Source organism: Ruminiclostridium cellobioparum DSM 1351 = ATCC 15832 (assembly GCF_000621505.1).
Taxonomy (GTDB): domain Bacteria; phylum Bacillota; class Clostridia; order Acetivibrionales; family DSM-1351; genus Ruminiclostridium; species Ruminiclostridium cellobioparum.
This window is the reverse complement of the sequence record NZ_KK211291.1, coordinates 1-16,983: the sequence shown is the minus strand read 5'-3', so window position 1 is coordinate 16,983 and position 16,983 is coordinate 1. Positions and strand designations below refer to the sequence as shown.

The following is a 16,983-nucleotide window of genomic DNA, read 5'->3' as shown; positions in this document are numbered from 1 at the left end:
CTCCTAGATTTTTATTAATCCACTCGAAAGTGCAAACTGCTTTGATGTCAATTTTTGAATTTAAAGCAATAATTAAATGATATTTACTTAGGAATCTGCTGAAAGCGTACCTGGTACATTATACCAGAATACAAGGCATCCAGCAAGGCTATCAGCACCACGCACTCCCTACACTTTTGAGCATACAGAATATCTGCCATTCTGGAGCTTGCAAGAATATTTCCCATAAAGGAAAAAAAAGCCATCATTAAATTTTATAGAAATCACTTGACATTAATTGATAATAATTGTAATATTCACTTAGCTAGTTAGCATACGCTAACCAGTGCATAAATATTTTATATACCTACATAAGAAAGGAAACATTATGAAGTTTAAAAGCATTCAATTCATTCTTACAACTGTAGTTTCACTCTCGCTTGTCTTATCAGGCTGTACGAAATCACCATCCTCCGATGTTACTGATACCTCCGCTTCTCAAATATCCACGGCAGGAGAAAGCACTGCCGCCGTTTCTGAAGCTGCATATCCAATTACAATCAAACATGCTTTTGGAGAAACTGTCATAAAAAGCAAACCGGAACGCGTTGCTACCATCGCCTGGGGTAACCAGGACCTGCCCCTGGCTTTAGGCGTCATCCCTGTGGGTGTTTCCAAAGCCAATTATGGTGTTACGGATAACAGCGGACTTTTACCCTGGACCCTGGCAAAATTCAAGGAATTGGGTGTAGATAATCCTGTTATTTTTGACGATGTGGCAGGTTTGAATTACGAGGCCATCAGCGATGTCCGGCCCGATGTCATTCTGGCAGCATATTCGGGTATTACACAGGAAGAATATAATTTATTAAGTGAAATCGCACCTGTTGTGGCTTATCCGACACAGCCCTATCAAACCTTCTGGCGTGATCAGATAGTTATGGACGCAGCAGGTATGGGTATGAAAGCCGAAGGTGAGGCTCTGGTCAGCGAATTGGAGGCTTTCATTGGAGAAAAGACCGGCAATTATCCGCAAATCTCCGGAAAATCAGCTGCTTTCTTCTATTTCACCCCAACAGATTTAAGTAAGTTTTATGTGTATCTGCCCAGTGATCCGCGTGCTGCATATCTGACAGACCTGGGCATGAAATTACCTGAAAGTGTTGCTAAACTGGCAGCTGAGAGCGATAGTTTTGCCCTGGAGGTAAGTGCGGAAAATGTAGATATTCTTCAGGACATTGACATTATTATCACCTATGGCAACGACAAATTGCTTGGTGCACTGCAGGCGGATGCTCTCGTCGGAACCATTCCGGCAGTCAAGAGAGGTTCTGTGGCGGTAATTGCAGACGGTACGCCTCTTGCGGCCTCCGGAACGCCAAGTGCACTTTCCATCCCGGCAGCCACCGATGATTATCTTCGCGTTATTGGAGAGGCAGCTGATAAAGTAAAATGAAATCCACTAAAATAATTGCCTTGCTGGTTTGCAGTATGTTTATCCTTTTGGTGTGTATTTTGGCTTCCCTGGCCTTTGGGGCACGCTTTGTCAATTTTCCCGACGTGATAGACATTCTAATTCATTCTAAAAAAACAAGTTTAATAGATATTGTAGTTCATGAACGGATCCCGAGAACTGTTTTTGGTATTATAGCCGGAGCGGCGCTCGGAGTATCCGGCACCCTTATGCAGGCAATCACACGCAATCCAATTGCAGACCCCAGCATTCTGGGCGTCAATACCGGCGCTTCCTTGTTTGTGGTCAGCGGCATGGCCTTCTTGCATATCGGTTCATTCAGCCAGTACATATGGCTTGCTTTAATGGGAGCAGCGGTTACGTCCCTGTTTGTCTATGGAATCGGATCTCTGGGTTATGGCGGCGCAACCCCAATCAAGCTTGCTTTAGCCGGTGCGGCAACCAGTGCTGCCCTATCCTCTGTGGTCAGTGCGGTAATCCTTCCCCGTACCGAAGTGATGAACGCCTTTCGCTTCTGGCAGGTGGGAAGCATCAGCGGCGCCACCTGGGAAGGCATATATACGATACTTCCTTTTCTTATCGTCGGAATGCTCATGGGCCTGCTGGTCAGTCCCGCCCTGGATGCCCTTGCCCTGGGGGACGATGTTGCAACAGGTCTTGGTGTCCGTACCGGAACCATCCGGCTTATCGGGGCACTGTCCGGTGTCCTGTTATGCGGTGCAACAACCGCTCTGGCCGGACCTATCGGCTTTGTCGGCTTAATGGTCCCACATACCATGCGGCTGATCTGCGGCCCAAATCTCCGGCTTGTTATTCCCATGTCGGCAGTGGGCGGAGCTATCCTTCTGACCATATCCGATGTTCTGGGAAGACTCATAGGCAGCCCTGGCGAACTTGAGTCAGGAATTGTTACTTCGTTCCTGGGTGCTCCAATACTTATTATCATTGCCATGAGAGCGAAGGTGCGTACATTATGACAGTAAACAATTCAGATATGATCAAATACGGGTACCGCCGCAGACAGTTCCGCTGGACTCTTGTGACCATTCTTCTGGGTATGCTGGCTTTTGCACTTTGTGTTGCAGCCCTTTTACTCGGAAATACCATATATCCCCTTGATACCGCAGTAAGAGTTCTCCTTGGTGAACAGATACAGGGGGCTACTTTTGCAATCGGCACTTTAAGATTGCCCCGGATGCTTTCAGGGCTTCTTGTTGGAATGGCCTTCGGAATAGCCGGCAGTACTTTTCAGACAATGCTGCGGAACCCTCTGGCCAGTCCGGATATCATAGGCATATCATCAGGTTCCAGTGCTGCGGCTGTCTTTTGCATACTTGTGCTCAAAGTAAGCGGCACCCTTGTTTCAATTGCCGCCGTCATCGCAGGGATCATGGTGGCAGCGTTGATTTATGTGCTCTCCAGGGGAGGCAGTTTCTCAGGCGGTAAGCTTATTCTCATCGGCATCGGTGTACAGGCCATGCTGAATGCAATTATCTCTTACCTGCTGCTGAGGGCTTCCCAGTATGATGTTCCGGGTGCGCTCATATGGCTTAGCGGCAGTCTGAACGGCATCCGGATGACCAGGATACCCGTGCTGTTCCTGGTTATTGTCATCTTTGGCATGGTCATTCTATTGCTTGGAAGACATCTCAAAATTCTGGAGTTAGGCGAGCAGTCCGCTGTCACCCTTGGAGTCAGAACTGATTTAACGCGGCTTTTACTGATTTTGAGTGCAGTGCTGCTGATTGCCTTTGCTACTTCAGTAACAGGTCCTGTCTCCTTTGTAGCTTTTCTTGCCGGACCCATAGCAGCCAGGCTTGTCGGCATAGGTGCACCAAATGAATTGCCTTCAGGCCTGGTAGGCTCCATACTGGTACTGGGAGCTGATTTGATCGGACAGTTTGCTTTCGATACCCGATTCCCTGTCGGCATCATCACCGGTATTCTGGGAGCACCATATTTACTCTATCTACTTATCCGCATGAATCGAACAGGAGGATCGGCATGAAGACTGCGCATTTATTAAAAGCCAATAATATTGTTGCCGGATATGATAAAAAAATCATTATTGACGGTATCAATATCACAATTCCAAGCAATAGAATCAGTGTGATCATCGGTGCTAATGCTTGCGGCAAGTCCACCCTGCTTAAGACACTTTCCCGGCTAATCCAACCTGTCTCCGGGGAAATTGTCCTCGGTGAAAAGAAGCTTACCGACATACCTCCAAAGCAATTGGCAAGAGTTCTCGGGCTCCTTCCCCAATCACCGGTTGCTCCGGAAGGCATTACCGTTGCGGATTTAGTCGGGCGCGGCAGATTTCCCTATCAATCCTTTTTTAAAGGACTGGGCAAAAAGGATTATGAAGCAGTTGAAGAGGCATTGGAAATCATGGGTATCACAAGCCTGGCAAACCATAGTGTCGATCAACTCTCGGGGGGTCAGCGCCAGCGTGTATGGATTGCCATGGCCCTTGCCCAGCAGACCGATATACTGCTCCTGGATGAACCCACGACTTTCCTGGATATAAGCTATCAGGTTGAAATACTTGATTTACTGACCGATCTGAACAGAAACAGGGGTACCACCATCGTCATGGTCCTGCATGACATCAACCTGTCGGCGAGATATGCGGACTATTTGTTCGCCCTCCGCAAAGGAAAACTCATAGCCGAGGGTACGCCTTCCGATATCATTACCGAGGAATTGATCAAGCAGGTCTTTGATCTCGACTGCCAGGTTATCCGTGATCCTGTATCCGCCTCCCCTTTTATCGTGCCAAAGGGAAGGCATCACGTGAGCTGCTGAATGAACAGTATCTATAAATTTTTAAGAGCCTATCCCAATTAAACTTTGGTATAGGCTCCTAAAAATTCAGTCAGTCTCGTTCCCTCAGTCACTCGATTACTCTCCACCCCTCCGAGTAGTCATAATTCACCTCATTCATATCTTCTTTGACACTAAACAGATGCTTTTGCGGACCGGAGTAATAATTACCCCTATCAGAGATGAAGCATAACATGCAATAATCCGGGTCTGTGGGACCGAGAGGATAATATTTTTCGTCGCCTTGTTCCCAAAAGGCTTGTTTGGTTTCATTATCAATACAGACCCGAATATTTCCTGTTAGCATTAAACCGGTAAAATTTTGAGGATCCATAAAGTAAACGCATGCATTGGGATTCTTAAGCCACTGTTGTGTACGGATTGCAGACGCATTAGATGAGAACCAGAATATTTGAAGACCATCGTTCTTTCGCCTGAACATGGTTTTAGCGTTTGGAAATCCGTTTTCGTCTATGGAGCAGACAATTGCGTCCCTGCTGGCCTCTACCAGTTTGATTATATCCTGTTTGTCTTGACGGTTCATGTACATACCCTCCTTTTAATTTTCGAGATTGGCAATAATTCTGCGTAGTGCGTTCTCGAAATCTTTAACTTCCTTCTCTGTGAAACCTTGATAAAATAAATGGTTCATCTGCTCGGAGACGCGGTCATAGTCATCTCGATAGTTCATAGCTTTTTCAGTAATAGAAACAAAAATTTGTCTGCGGTTTTGCTTGTCCGGCGTCCGCTCTATCAATCCGCTTTCTTCCATTCTATCAAGCATACTGGTAAGAGAAGTTTTTGCAAGCGAAGTCAACCGGCTAATTTCTGTGATTGTAAGCCGTTTGTGTTCCCATAGGATATACAGTATTCTGCCCTGTGCTCCATTAAAAGCATCCACACCACTTTCCTTAAGCATTTTTTCAAATACACGGCCCTGTAACTGCCGGATTTGAGAAATGAGAAAGCCACCAAAAGTTTTAATAACAAGCACCTCCCTATATGGTATAGTACCATATAGTACTATTTTGTCAAGGGAAATTTCTTCAGCTAAAAAAAGAAGATGTTAAAAGAGCGGAAAAAGAGGCTCCTTAAAAGGGCATAAGCTTTAGCATCAGCTAAAAAATCAGCTATAAGGAGAAAAAATGCTGCCGCTGCACCCCTGATAAAGCCCTGGCGGCAGATACATTTCCCAAAAGACAGCAATCTTTTAATATTTAAAAATTTGAGATATGTGTTGATATCCTCCCTGTCTTCATAAAATATATGTTCTCTTTGGGTGATGAAACCGCTGTTGGCTCCCATATAAGAGCGGATTGCCCTTACCGGCCCTGAGATATTTGCTGTGAAACATCCTTCGGCGGGGAAACCTGTAGCTGCACCTTCACAAAAAGTATCCTCGGTTCTTGTGGGTACGCCCGGCTTGAAGAGTTCCTTATGTCTGTCCGGAATATCAACTCCGCTGGAATTCCCTTTCATAACATGGATTTCGTCTCTGATCCACCGGTCGGAAAAGTGGCAGGAGTAGTAAGGAGTAGTGACTGTAGAATCCTCCTCATTAGGCCCTCCTCCTGTTTTATAGGTTGTTTTGTAATCTCCGGACAGCAGCTTGAAATCATATTTCACATATTGTTTTCCTGCACTCTGATCAAGTGTTCCGTCCTGCCTGAACAGGTATACACAACCGCAGCCTTTCTTACCCAGTGGATCTGAAATCATTATCCTCACTGCCGGTCCCGTTGTTACACCCGCAGGCTCGGAAAAGTCAGCCGGCATTCCCCCCGCATCTTTTGACATGAATACTATTTCATCATCACTGTCGAGGGTTTTGTCCGGGTCTCCCGAAGTAAACGTGTTTCTGTCCGTATAAGTGAGTATTGATACATCGTTTCACCCGCCAGTTCAAAAAGTATCATAATTTTTTCACTGGCATTGTACATCTTTGCTACGCTTACTACAGCCCGTTCATCAACCTGTACGGGAATTTGCTTCCATCCTCCGTCATATTTGAAAGCAACCAATTCATCAGGATTAATACCATTTAAGGCGGATATGTCTTGTCCCTTTATTACAATTGGATCGTTGGGCCTGTTGAGCGAATTCTCTTTCACAAATTCCTGTTCCGGCGTTACTTCATTAACCTGCGGCAAAAAATGTCTGCCTCAAAGTATTTTTTCCTCGAGACCTCCAGTTCGAAAGTTCTGACAAATGAATCATTGTAGTAGGTAATTTTCCCAAACATGTCGATAAAAAACACGGCATCTTCCAGACTGTCGACAATTTTTTTGAAAGCTGCAGCAATATTTAAAAACCTGTATTTTAAAGTCAATACACTGAAAATTACTGATGAAATGGCTATATTTAAAAATGCGGCAACGTTTCCTATGTGGATCAGGCCCAGTCTATTCCTGAAAATCAGGCAGAAAATATTGAACCAGATACCTGCACTAATTAGAAGGCTGATAAAAAGAACCAGAGTTTCCATATACTGCAGAAGCTGTGTAGCGCACAATAATGCAAACATCGACTGGAAAATTACAAAACTTGTCAATAACAATGTCCTTTTCCCTCTTAATGAGGAAAATATTATAATGGCCAGTGAAAGAATTAACGATATAACCAAAACTATTTTCATCAGAATATCAAAAAAATCATACAAATCTGTATCCTCCTGTAGATATAGCTATTCTTATCGAAAAATGTTTATTAAATTATACCATAAAATATTCTCTCTTGGAAATTTATCTATATTTTTACTTTATTTTACATCAATAAGCATCAATAAGCAAAAGAGGCTTTCCAAATAGAAGGAAAACCCCTTTTGCTTTTATTTAATCGTACAGCTTCACGCCCAGTGAAGTTAATTCCTCCTGAATGAGTTTGTAATTAAGTCTTCTGGGTGTTGCACCTGTTTCAGCTGCAAGTGCCGCACCTATTCCTACCGCCTGGCCCATTGCCATACATATATTCATAACCCTGTAGGAGGCGTGGGCTCTGTGCGTACCGGATATACACCTTCCTGCCGTATAAAGATTATCTATTCCTTCAGGAACAAAACATCCGTATGGAATATCGTACGGCTTTATCTGCACTGCAAGACCTTCGGCCTGGCCTCCCCCGTCAGGATTGTGTATATCAATAACAAACTGAGCGTTGTGAACCATAACATCTTCAAATTTCCTGCCATTTATAAGATCCAAATCCTGCAGCACATACTCTCCCTTGATTCTTCTGCTTTCCCGTATTCCGAGTACATCCGCGCTCCCCTTTATATGGCATTCTTCACAGCCGGGAACATATTTTTTTATAAATTCATAAACCTTCACTATCTGATTCCTGAGAGCAATTTCGGCTCTGGCAATATCTTTTATATCAAGGCCATTTATATGATTTTCCTGGGTTGCATTGATCATCCGCTCTCCTTTTCTGTTGGTTCTATACAATCTTACAATGGTAACATTAGGAGGCAATTCGCCTTCTTTTGCCTTTTGCTCACATAGCAAAATAAATTTGCCTTCGGTTGTTTCCTTCGGATATCCTTCATGTTCACACAAAAGTGTTTTTTCATCATCTACATTTGCTATGGTGAACATCAGTGTTACAGGCTGTACAAGTCCGTCACCCTCCCGTCCCAGCATTACCTGTGCACCTGCCATATATGAAACTATACCGTCACCGGTTGCATCTATGATTATTTTTCCTTTTACAGCTGCAAGGCCGTTTTTAGTCGCCACAACAAGACCTGTGACAGCATTTTCTTCCATTATTACATCTATTACCGGAGTCTGCAGGAACATCTCGCTTCCGGACTCATTAACCATATTTGTCAATATGATTTTTGCATCCTCTGCATTATGAAACTCCTTATTCAGTGTCACTTTAAGTTTTGACAGTATTTCACAACCAATAGCTCCGCTGCTGGCCTCCCCCATAATAGGCCCGACATATCCCGAAGTAAGATTACCTCCTACAATACCAAGTCTTTCAATAAGTACTGTCCTGGCCCCCTTTCTTGCACTGCTTACAGCAGCTGCCAATCCAGCCGGCCCCGATCCTGCAACAATTACATCATATTCACCTATTACCGGTATACTTTTAGAATAGCTTATATTTATCATCTTTTGCCTCCCGTTCAAAAAGTATGGGGTCAAGCCTCAGACTCAACCCCGAAATCAGAATTATACATTTTATAATTATTTTATCCTGCTCTGATACCACTCGTTAATTTCCTTTTCCATATCTGAGCCGCCTTCATTTCTCCATCTGGCTATAAAGTTATCCCAATCCTCCACTTTTTCAGATCCGAGTATGGTTTTAATAAAATTGTCTTCAAATAGCTTGTTCAGGTTCTGCTGATTCTTTGTAATTGAAGGAAGAGCCGGCATATCCCATACCGGACTGGTTTTGCCATACTTGTCGACATCCTTGTTGAATTCGTCAAATGCCTCTCCCAGCGCCGGATCTCTTCTTGTCCTGGCAAGCCACATATCAGCATACTTTTTGTCATCCTTTGATGTAAGATAACAGTATGCATTTCCCCTTTGTTCGGTCAAAGCGGGCATAATAGGAATATATTTGTTGCCATCCTCTACCTTGAAAGTTACACCTTCCGTTCCAAGGCTAAGGAATACAAAATTATCAGGCTGCTGCTTTATATTCATCCACTTCACCGCATGTTCCTTGTTCCTGGATGTTTTGGATATGGTAATAACGGTGTTCAGCGATTGAGCCATATATACCCCGGCTTCTCCCTTCTTGTCTTTGAAAGGATTGATAACAGATATTTTTGCTGCAGGCACATTTTTCAGAAGTGCAGGTTTCAACTTGGTGGCATCATACCAGCTGTATGTAGTTACAGCAGCTTTTCCTGCTGTAAATTTCTCATCTCTGTTGGCCACTTTATTAATAGCCCAGTCGGGATCTAAAAGCCCCTCCTTGTATAGTTTAGTCATATAACTTAAATAATCCTTATATTGAGGAACTGTAAATGTCCACTCCAGTTTGCCGTTAATGTCCTGTGCAAATCCTCCGCCGCCGTCGGCAATTCCAAAGCCGCTAAGCAAGGTCGGAACATTTGTCGTCGCCGCAGCTGTAAATGGTATCATATTCTTTTTTTCTTTTATGGTTTTCAGTACATTATAGAATTCTTCAGTTGTCTCAGGCATTCCCAGTCCAAGTTCGTCAAGTATATCCTGTCTTATGGCAAGCCCGCCGTCAATATTTGGTCTTTCGGTAACATAAGGTATGCCATAGGTTTTCCCATTATATTGAGTCAGATTCCAATAATCCGGATTTGTTGCTTCTTTAATATTGCTGCCGTATTCTTCAAGCAATCCGTCAAGTTCGATGAAAGCTCCCTGTCCAACCAGCTTTCTGTATAGGTCCGGTGGAATTTTTATAATGTCATATTCCACTCCTGCTGCTATTTCCATATTCAGCTTTTCATCAGGCTTATCCTGCGGAAGCATGGAGTATTCCACCTTGTAGCCTGTTGTTGCTTCAATGTCCTTCGCACATATGTCGGAATTGAGATCAACATTTGCCACATTCGCCATAAGCATCTTCAATATTGGCTTTTCTTCATCAACTACACCTGAAGCTGAAGCAGACTCTTCCGGTTTCGGGGCCGTACCGCCTCCTCCGCTGCCGCATCCGGCAATTAGTGTCAAAACAAGTACAAAGGTGATCCCCAATACAGCTAATTTCTTTAATACCATGTTTAATTCCTCCTCAAAACATGTAATCTATACTTAAGCAGTTACCTGCCTTAAGTCATAAGGCTAACCCTTTACGGATCCCAGCGTCATACCTTGCACAAAATACTTTTGAAGAAACGGGTATACAATGATGATGGGCAGGGTTGTGGCTATTATGGCTGCCGCCTGTACTCCCCCCGGAGATATTTTAAGCATTTCCTCCACTGACATATTATTGTTTATATTGTTTGCGGAATTTATCATCTCGTAAATATATTGCTGAAGCGGTTTTAGGTCAGGTTTGCTTATATACATGGTGGCATGGAAGAATCCATTCCAATAGGTTACTGCATAAAACAATCCGATCGTTGCTATTACCGGCATTGACATGGGAAGTATTATACTTACCAGAATTCTTATATCTCCAGCTCCGTCAATCTTTGCCGATTCCTCCACACTTTCAGGCAATCCCTCCATAAAAGTTTTCACCACCAGCATATTAAACGGAACTACCATAAACGGAAATATTACCGACCATAAAGTGTCCAGTAAATTGAGAGACTTCATAAGCATATATCCTGGAATAATTCCTCCATAAAACAACATTGCAAATATATAAAGCAATACAAAAAACTTACGGCCCTTGAGCCATACCTTTGATAAAGGATACGCGGTTGTAACCGTACAGAACAGGCTGAGCAGAGTGCCGATTATTGTAATAAACAATGAATTTCTGAAGCAGGTCAAAAACATTGATTTTGTCAGTATAAATTCATAATTTCCAAGCTGCAGTCCCACAGGCAGAAAGGTTACTTTTCCTGAAATAACAGCCGAATTATCACTTAGAGCTTTGGCAAATACATGTATAAAAGGAAGTATCGCCATAAGTCCTATAAAAGTGAGAATGACAGCATTGCATATTTTGAATATCTTTTCACCGGTTGTAATGCGGTAATTCATATTATCCATCCATGATGTATCTAAAAAATTATATACATCATGTTCCTCCCTTTTGACTTGATATTTAATTTAACAAATGGATTTTAAGAGATATTGTTCATATTGGTATTTTGAATAATCGTATTATGTTACCATATTCCTTTACCTGTAGATTTTCTACTGATAAAGTTACAGGATGTGATAAGTACAAATGCAATAACCGAATTAAAAAGACCCAGAGCGGTACCAAGACTGAAGTCCATCTGTCCCAGTCCTTTTCTGTATATATATGTATCAATTATATCTGCCACATCATATACCGCAGGATTATACATTGCAAATATTTGCTCGAACCCTGCATTCAGTATATATCCTACTCTTAAGATGAGCATTAGGATTATGACAGGCAATATACCGGGAATTGTTATGTGCCATATCTGTTTAAATTTGTTCGCCCCATCGACCACAGCCGCTTCATAAAGCTCGGTATTGATTGCAGTTATGGCTGCCATATAAATAATACTGTCCCAGCCCGTATCCTTCCAGCCTGCCGAAATGATTAAAAGAGGCCTGAACAACTCCTTGTCGGTAAAAAAATTCACTTTTTCAAAACCGAATTGAGATAAAAGATTATTTAAAACCCCTTCATTACCCATTAAGGTAAAAAACAATCCAAAGACAACTACCCAGGATAAGAAATATGGTAAATACACCACTGTTTGTACAGTTTTTTTAAATGCTCTATTTTTGACTTCATTCAAAAGAATTGCCAGAATTATTGGAAGGGGAAATAAAAATACAATTTTTAAAACACTGATTATAAGCGTATTCCCCAGAACACTAATAAAGTCCTGAGAACTAAATATCCTTCTGAAAATATCCAGGCCAACCCACGGACTTTTAAATATGGAATCCAGAATATTATTTCCCAGTAGGATCTGGAAATCCTTAAATGCCATGGTTAGCCCTATAAGCGGCAAAAACTTGAATATCACTAAAAATATTAATCCGGGGACCAGCAACAAATACATCTGATAATGATTCTTTAAATATTTTATAAACTTTTTCGATACTGAATCATATGATATTACGTCGGATAAAGCTGTTTCTGATTTCATATAATATTCTCTCCTATATGTAACTGCAAAGCACTTAGCAATTGTTCTGCTTAAATTCTTACATACAGGTAACCATGCTTCAATAATAAAATACTAAGAAAAATAATAAAATCTTAAGGTGGCTTTACCTCTTTCAGGTTTCATCTTTTTGCTCGATACCGGCAGCTTTACCGACATCCTGCAGTTTGACTGCAGGAATTTTTATTTCTACGGTAGTTCCCTGTCCGGGAAAACTTGTAAAGCTCAGTCCATATTCTTCTCCGTAGTACATTCTTATTCGTTTATCAACATTTCCGATACCGTAACCATTCTTTCCGCTTGAGGTTTCCAAACGTTTCAGTTCCCCCAGCTTTTCTTTGGACATTCCTATGCCATCATCCGATATCTGTATGGAAATTATGCTGCCAGCCATATTGGCAGAAATCATTATTGTTCCCTTGATGTTCTTCTTTTCCAATATTCCATGCATAACCGAATTCTCCACCAATGGCTGTAAAACAAGTTTTAATATGGAATAACCCTTCAATTCTTCCTCTATTTCCTTCTCCAGAGTTATTGCATTATTAAACCTCTTGTTCTGAATATTGATATATGTTTCGGCATGCTCAACTTCATCGGCAATACTTACTATAGTCTTTCCCTTGCTGAGTGAGAGTTTATAGAACTTTGAGAGTGAGCTGATCAGGAAAGATATATCATATGCTCCCTTCCTGTGAGCTCTCCAGTTTATCAATTCCAGAGTATTGTACAGAAAGTGAGGATTAATTTGGGCCTGGAGTGCTTTCAATTCCGCATTTTTGAGTTCCTGTCCCATTTCATACTTTTCGTCCATAAGTATTGTAATCCTCTTGAGCATTTCCGAAAAGTTCTCCTGAAGTTCTCCTATTTCATCCTTTCCTTCCACAACTACCTGTGTATACAGCTCTCCTCTTTTTGCTTTTCTCATATATTTAATAAGATTTTTAATCCTTTTAGTCATGGATAACGAAATTAATGATGCAAAGAAATATGATATCAATCCTACCACTGCCATCAGCATGTAAGAATAATTCCTGATATTCCTGCTGGAAGAAAGTATTTCATCCATTGGTATAAGGTATACCAATTTCCAATCGTTTAAACTTATTTCTTTTGAACACAGAAGGTAATTTCCTTTGTCAGTCCTTATTTCACTGCCTTCCCCCGGCCAATCCCCATTTGTAAAATTAAGATTATTCAATGACAATTTATCATTACTGTCCAAAACATTATTGTTGTTTTCATCCAATAGATACAGCAGCCCTCCTGAGAAAACATTATTTTTCAGAAGTATTTCCTCTAACATTTCAACCGGAAGGTCAACACTGATCGTCCCTATATCTCTGCCGTCTTTTTTATAATCCTTTATCAGCCTGAATGCTGATATTATATTTTTTTTCTCCCCCAGGTCCACATATTTGAAATAATGTGAAGACAGCCAAAATATTTTCCCGTCATTTTTTACAACCTTTTTATACCATTCAGTTTGGTCTATATCATTCAATGAAAATAAGTTTATATTTTCACCGGTAAACTCAAATTCACTTTTAGCATATATTTTTACGCGTGTTATATATTTCGTCTCCTGAAGGTTTTCAAGAATACTTCTTATCTTAAATACATCCTCACTTTGCCTGTAACGTGAATAATCTCTGGTATCCCGTGAAAGAATACCCTGAAGATCATCATTAAAGGATACCATATTAGAAATGTTAATAGCCTTTTCCAACTTGTCGGATATTGTATTCGCCGCCTGGGTCATAGATTGTGCAGCAATCTGAACCATCTTTTCCTCAACAATTTGTGAGCTTCTCTGGTAGGAAAAATATGTTATCAGGCCCATGGGAAGTACAATCAATACAAAGTAGGATAAAAACAGCTTTTTGTTAAGTGTAAGATCATGTACTAAAAAAATTATTCCATTTGTAAATTTTTTAAACATAAATATGTCCACCTTTTCACAATGCACTAATTGGAAGCTGAAAGATCCCGTTCCTCATTCCGCCGATACTTTATAATTAACTTCGGCACCTATCTGTGTTTTCTGTATTCAGATGGGCTTATTCCGGTAACCTTCTTGAACACTGAAATAAAATAGGCAGCATTGCTGTAACCTACCATTTGACTTATATTGCTTAATTTAATATCCTCATTTTTTAAAAGCTGTTTCGCCTTTTTAATCCTGTACTCCTCAATGAACTGATTGATGGTTCTTCCAACTTCCTTTTTAAAAATACTGCACAGGTATGTTGGCGCTAAAGTAACCTTTTCAGCTACATCTTCAATAGAAATGTTCCTACTATAATTATCCTTTATAAATTCAATAGCCTTTTTGATTTTTATACTTTTCCCATTTGTATGGTCAAAGTTGTCCGAAGCTTCAACAAGCCTGATTGTGATGAATTCCACTACATCGTCAATTGTTTTTGAATTCAGCATATCCGCCCATGTCAGCTCATTGGTACCTGCCTTTTCAGAGCCGGCTCTTCTGCAGTATGACAAAACGGCAAGTATAAGAGACAAAAACACATTTTTTATTTCACCGATATTGTATTTCCCATTTTCTTTAGATTCTCCTACAATTATGTTTAGCACCATTAAAGCTTTTTCAAAATCATTATCCTCCAGAAGGCTCTTGAAAGTATTTATATATTCCGCATCAATATGATATTTTTTCTCATTACCCCTTTCCGGTAAAATCACACTGCCGTATCCCTCCAAAAAAAGCCTCTGACTGCTTGCTCTTGCACTATGGTATGATACAGGTACATTTTCAACTCCGCGCACCGAATTCCCTACACCAGCCGTAGCAACGCCTTCGCCGCCAAAGAACATGTCAAGTTCCAGAATTATTTTCTTTATATACTGCTTCAAAAGAGTACTATTAGATGCCAGATATCCATAAAAGTGCATAATCATATGCTCAGCATCCAATATGGACATCAGAAATCCTTCATCAAACTCATTAAAGGTCCTGTTCAATATGTTATATATCTTGGATTTACAGGTGATAAAATTGTTTGAGCTATCCCCTAGCCTATGTACATGAAGCCTGATATGAACGGTTGCAAAATTCTCATTAAGAGGCAGATCTACCATCAGCTCCTTAAATTCTTTTTTTAATTCAGCAAGCCTTGTTTTTCTGTGAATAAGCCGAATAGCAAGTTCCTGGCGTATAACAGAAGTTCCGACCTCTGCCATGGATTTAAGTTTGCTTTCTTCTTCATTTTTAGATATATCCTTTTTTAATATCTCGACTGTTTTCTTTATTACACCGGTCAATTCCAATATATCCAGAGGTTTTTCAACATAATCTATTGCCTGCATTTGAATTGCCGATTTTAGATACTCCTTTTCACTGTACCCGCTCATGAATATTATTTTACATTGCGGCAGCATCCCCCTTATTTCTCTTGCACACTGAATGCCATTCATTTTAGGCATTTTCACATCAAGCAGGGCAATATCCGGATCTGTTTCTCCGGCCAATTGAATGCCTTCAATACCATCAACAGCCTGTCCGGCTATTTTCAGTCCCAAATTTGTCCACTTTATTGACTGAATTATACCAGTTCTTGTTTCATCTTCATCATCTACAATAATTATTTTAAACATATATATTCACCTGATTTTATATAATATAATTCCAGATCATTAAAAACTTTTACCGGTGAGCAGTCGACTTACTTGGATATATTTCTGCCAATCATCAGCAGCAACAGATTGCAGCGGCCATAACCGTATGCACATTTGCGGCAGTTTCAATGCGGTTGGTGATTATGATATTTTTTTATGACAATTAAAATATTTACCATACATTTATGGCTTTTACTTTATTTTATAGACTTGTTCAGAATTAATCAAGATTTGAAAATTAAAACAACCGCCTTTTCATATTGCAAGATCAATTTTCAACGCGGGGCGGACACCGTCACGGGCTGCACTGACATTGGCATAGCTGCGTATACTACAGCCCGTACCTACAAAAAACGCACGGGTCGGCTTGTTTCCCTGTGTCCGCAGCCACCACCAGGAACAGCCGGTTTCCTGTCCATTTCTGATAATATAGTTATCTTTGTTGGTTTTATCATATACATATAAGCTGCAGCCATCAGGTTTTTTCATTTTGGCAAAGTCCGTCCCGACTGCACGCAGCAGAGCCTTGCCGTGTTTGTCGGATACTTCTTTTATCTCATTAACGCTCAGCAGAAAAACCCTGTCCTCGGTATCCGGGCTGCCTTCTCCGTTGCCGGTACAATGGGCCGTCTTTATAAATTCCTTTTCTGCGGATGTGAATACAGTGTTATAGAATTCATCGTTCAGCCACTTGCGCAAATCACAGTCACGCCAAGTAATATCCACGCAATCGTACCATGTAATATCCGCCGACTTGCCGTGATACCTCTTACAGTCCAAAATATGCTCGCTCAGAATGAACAGCTCACTCCCTGAATTCTGCAGCACCCGCCACTTTACCGGTGTTGCATCAGTTCCATCCGCAGTATGCGGATACGTACCTAAAGTAATGATTTCACCGGGTTTTACATTCCGGTTGCAATCAACTGTTTGCAAATTGCTGTCCTCCTTCATAATTTAATAATACTCTCGAAAACTCCAATAGCTTTCGAGCTCTATGTTTTAAGATGCAATTTTCTTCTCGCACCTCTAACATTCTCCAGTTTTTTACTTTAAATTTTCCAACAACATTTACCAGTAGTAACCATATATGGTTACTGTACACCTTGACATTAGCTTCCAAAAATTTGAAAACCACAGCGTATGGTATTAATTGCCATAACACTGGTTTTGGAGGCTATATTAATGTTGTGTAATTGGAACTCTCATGTAGACTATCAAAAGAAACTTCTGCTGGATTTGATTCTGTTTTCTGAAATTGAAAAAAGCAGGGTGGTCTCTTTGGAAAAGTCTCTAT

Annotated in this window: 16 protein-coding genes; 4 read left to right on the top strand and 12 right to left on the bottom strand. The window is 41.0% G+C overall.

Translation table 11 applies throughout. The features are described 5' to 3' along the window. Nucleotides 1–367: 367 nt before the first annotated feature. From T344_RS0121925 to T344_RS0121910, 4 genes are read left to right on the top strand one after another with little or no spacing between them, the layout of a single operon-like run. The gene (locus T344_RS0121925; RefSeq protein ID WP_027630478.1) at nucleotides 368–1,435 is read left to right on the top strand and encodes an ABC transporter substrate-binding protein; all 1,068 of its coding nucleotides are present in this window, start codon (nucleotides 368–370) and stop codon (nucleotides 1,433–1,435) included. Then, nucleotides 1,432–2,430, top strand: a complete 999-nt coding sequence (locus T344_RS0121920; protein WP_027630477.1) for a FecCD family ABC transporter permease — start codon at nucleotides 1,432–1,434, stop codon at nucleotides 2,428–2,430. Before T344_RS0121925 ends, T344_RS0121920 begins: the two co-directional genes overlap by 4 nt. Next, nucleotides 2,427–3,461: a FecCD family ABC transporter permease gene (locus T344_RS0121915; protein WP_027630476.1), complete on the top strand. Its 1,035-nt coding sequence runs from the start codon at nucleotides 2,427–2,429 to the stop codon at nucleotides 3,459–3,461. The genes T344_RS0121920 and T344_RS0121915 overlap by 4 nt, the downstream gene beginning before the upstream one ends. Continuing rightward, nucleotides 3,458–4,261 carry an ABC transporter ATP-binding protein gene (locus T344_RS0121910; RefSeq protein WP_027630475.1) on the top strand — a complete coding sequence of 268 codons (804 nt, stop codon included), beginning with the start codon at nucleotides 3,458–3,460 and terminating at the stop codon, nucleotides 4,259–4,261. The genes T344_RS0121915 and T344_RS0121910 overlap by 4 nt, the downstream gene beginning before the upstream one ends. 88 nt (nucleotides 4,262–4,349) lie before the next feature. On the opposite strand, the gene T344_RS29030 is transcribed toward T344_RS0121910, so the two are convergent. The 12 genes from T344_RS29030 to T344_RS0121845 form a co-directional block, all read right to left on the bottom strand. Beyond that, nucleotides 4,350–4,823 (bottom strand): pyridoxamine 5'-phosphate oxidase family protein, encoded by a 474-nt coding sequence (locus T344_RS29030; protein ID WP_051572169.1) that lies wholly within the window; start codon nucleotides 4,821–4,823, stop codon nucleotides 4,350–4,352. 15 nt (nucleotides 4,824–4,838) lie between these two features. Next, nucleotides 4,839–5,273 (bottom strand): MarR family winged helix-turn-helix transcriptional regulator, encoded by a 435-nt coding sequence (locus T344_RS0121900; protein ID WP_242842123.1) that lies wholly within the window; start codon nucleotides 5,271–5,273, stop codon nucleotides 4,839–4,841. A 56-nt stretch (nucleotides 5,274–5,329) separates the two neighbouring features. Beyond that, nucleotides 5,330–6,076, bottom strand: a complete 747-nt coding sequence (locus tag T344_RS0121895) for a hypothetical protein (protein WP_027630473.1) — start codon at nucleotides 6,074–6,076, stop codon at nucleotides 5,330–5,332. Between the two features lie 5 nt (nucleotides 6,077–6,081). Beyond that, nucleotides 6,082–6,429 (bottom strand): hypothetical protein, encoded by a 348-nt coding sequence (locus T344_RS0121890; RefSeq protein ID WP_154669467.1) that lies wholly within the window; start codon nucleotides 6,427–6,429, stop codon nucleotides 6,082–6,084. Continuing rightward, nucleotides 6,408–6,938, bottom strand: coding sequence for a PAS domain-containing protein (locus T344_RS0121885; RefSeq protein ID WP_027630471.1), 531 nt, complete (start codon nucleotides 6,936–6,938; stop codon nucleotides 6,408–6,410). The genes T344_RS0121890 and T344_RS0121885 overlap by 22 nt, the downstream gene beginning before the upstream one ends. A gap of 172 nt (nucleotides 6,939–7,110) precedes the next feature. Next, complete coding sequence (locus tag T344_RS0121880) at nucleotides 7,111–8,397, bottom strand: FAD-dependent oxidoreductase (protein ID WP_034862783.1); 1,287 nt, start codon at nucleotides 8,395–8,397, stop codon at nucleotides 7,111–7,113. A 75-nt stretch (nucleotides 8,398–8,472) separates the two neighbouring features. Beyond that, nucleotides 8,473–9,996, bottom strand: coding sequence for an extracellular solute-binding protein (locus tag T344_RS29025; RefSeq protein WP_051572167.1), 1,524 nt, complete (start codon nucleotides 9,994–9,996; stop codon nucleotides 8,473–8,475). A gap of 63 nt (nucleotides 9,997–10,059) precedes the next feature. Further along, nucleotides 10,060–10,935, bottom strand: coding sequence for a carbohydrate ABC transporter permease (locus T344_RS0121865; RefSeq protein ID WP_207641867.1), 876 nt, complete (start codon nucleotides 10,933–10,935; stop codon nucleotides 10,060–10,062). A gap of 128 nt (nucleotides 10,936–11,063) precedes the next feature. After that, on the bottom strand, nucleotides 11,064–12,032 hold the full coding sequence (locus T344_RS0121860) for an ABC transporter permease (RefSeq protein WP_051572165.1): 969 nt from the start codon (nucleotides 12,030–12,032) through the stop codon (nucleotides 11,064–11,066). 133 nt (nucleotides 12,033–12,165) lie between these two features. Beyond that, nucleotides 12,166–13,992 (bottom strand): sensor histidine kinase, encoded by a 1,827-nt coding sequence (locus T344_RS30050; protein ID WP_051572163.1) that lies wholly within the window; start codon nucleotides 13,990–13,992, stop codon nucleotides 12,166–12,168. 89 nt (nucleotides 13,993–14,081) lie between these two features. Next, nucleotides 14,082–15,665, bottom strand: a complete 1,584-nt coding sequence (locus T344_RS0121850; protein WP_027630467.1) for a response regulator transcription factor — start codon at nucleotides 15,663–15,665, stop codon at nucleotides 14,082–14,084. A 276-nt stretch (nucleotides 15,666–15,941) separates the two neighbouring features. Next, nucleotides 15,942–16,622: a DUF6273 domain-containing protein gene (locus T344_RS0121845; protein ID WP_027630466.1), complete on the bottom strand. Its 681-nt coding sequence runs from the start codon at nucleotides 16,620–16,622 to the stop codon at nucleotides 15,942–15,944. Nucleotides 16,623–16,983: the final 361 nt, after the last annotated feature.

What these genes read in the sequence shown, in the direction of transcription:
- T344_RS0121925 (WP_027630478.1), top strand. Translation starts at nt 368, where the DNA reads ATGAAGTTTAAAAGCATTCAATTCATTCTTACAACTGTAGTTTCACTC.
- T344_RS0121920 (WP_027630477.1), top strand. Translation starts at nt 1,432, where the DNA reads ATGAAATCCACTAAAATAATTGCCTTGCTGGTTTGCAGTATGTTTATC.
- T344_RS0121915 (WP_027630476.1), top strand. Translation starts at nt 2,427, where the DNA reads ATGACAGTAAACAATTCAGATATGATCAAATACGGGTACCGCCGCAGA.
- T344_RS0121910 (WP_027630475.1), top strand. Translation starts at nt 3,458, where the DNA reads ATGAAGACTGCGCATTTATTAAAAGCCAATAATATTGTTGCCGGATAT.
- T344_RS29030 (WP_051572169.1), bottom strand. Translation starts at nt 4,823, where the DNA reads ATGAACCGTCAAGACAAACAGGATATAATCAAACTGGTAGAGGCCAGC.
- T344_RS0121895 (WP_027630473.1), bottom strand. Translation starts at nt 6,076, where the DNA reads ATGTCAAAAGATGCGGGGGGAATGCCGGCTGACTTTTCCGAGCCTGCG.
- T344_RS0121880 (WP_034862783.1), bottom strand. Translation starts at nt 8,397, where the DNA reads ATGATAAATATAAGCTATTCTAAAAGTATACCGGTAATAGGTGAATAT.
- T344_RS29025 (WP_051572167.1), bottom strand. Translation starts at nt 9,996, where the DNA reads ATGGTATTAAAGAAATTAGCTGTATTGGGGATCACCTTTGTACTTGTT.
- T344_RS0121865 (WP_207641867.1), bottom strand. Translation starts at nt 10,935, where the DNA reads ATGAATTACCGCATTACAACCGGTGAAAAGATATTCAAAATATGCAAT.
- T344_RS0121860 (WP_051572165.1), bottom strand. Translation starts at nt 12,032, where the DNA reads ATGAAATCAGAAACAGCTTTATCCGACGTAATATCATATGATTCAGTA.
- T344_RS30050 (WP_051572163.1), bottom strand. Translation starts at nt 13,992, where the DNA reads ATGTTTAAAAAATTTACAAATGGAATAATTTTTTTAGTACATGATCTT.
- T344_RS0121850 (WP_027630467.1), bottom strand. Translation starts at nt 15,665, where the DNA reads ATGTTTAAAATAATTATTGTAGATGATGAAGATGAAACAAGAACTGGT.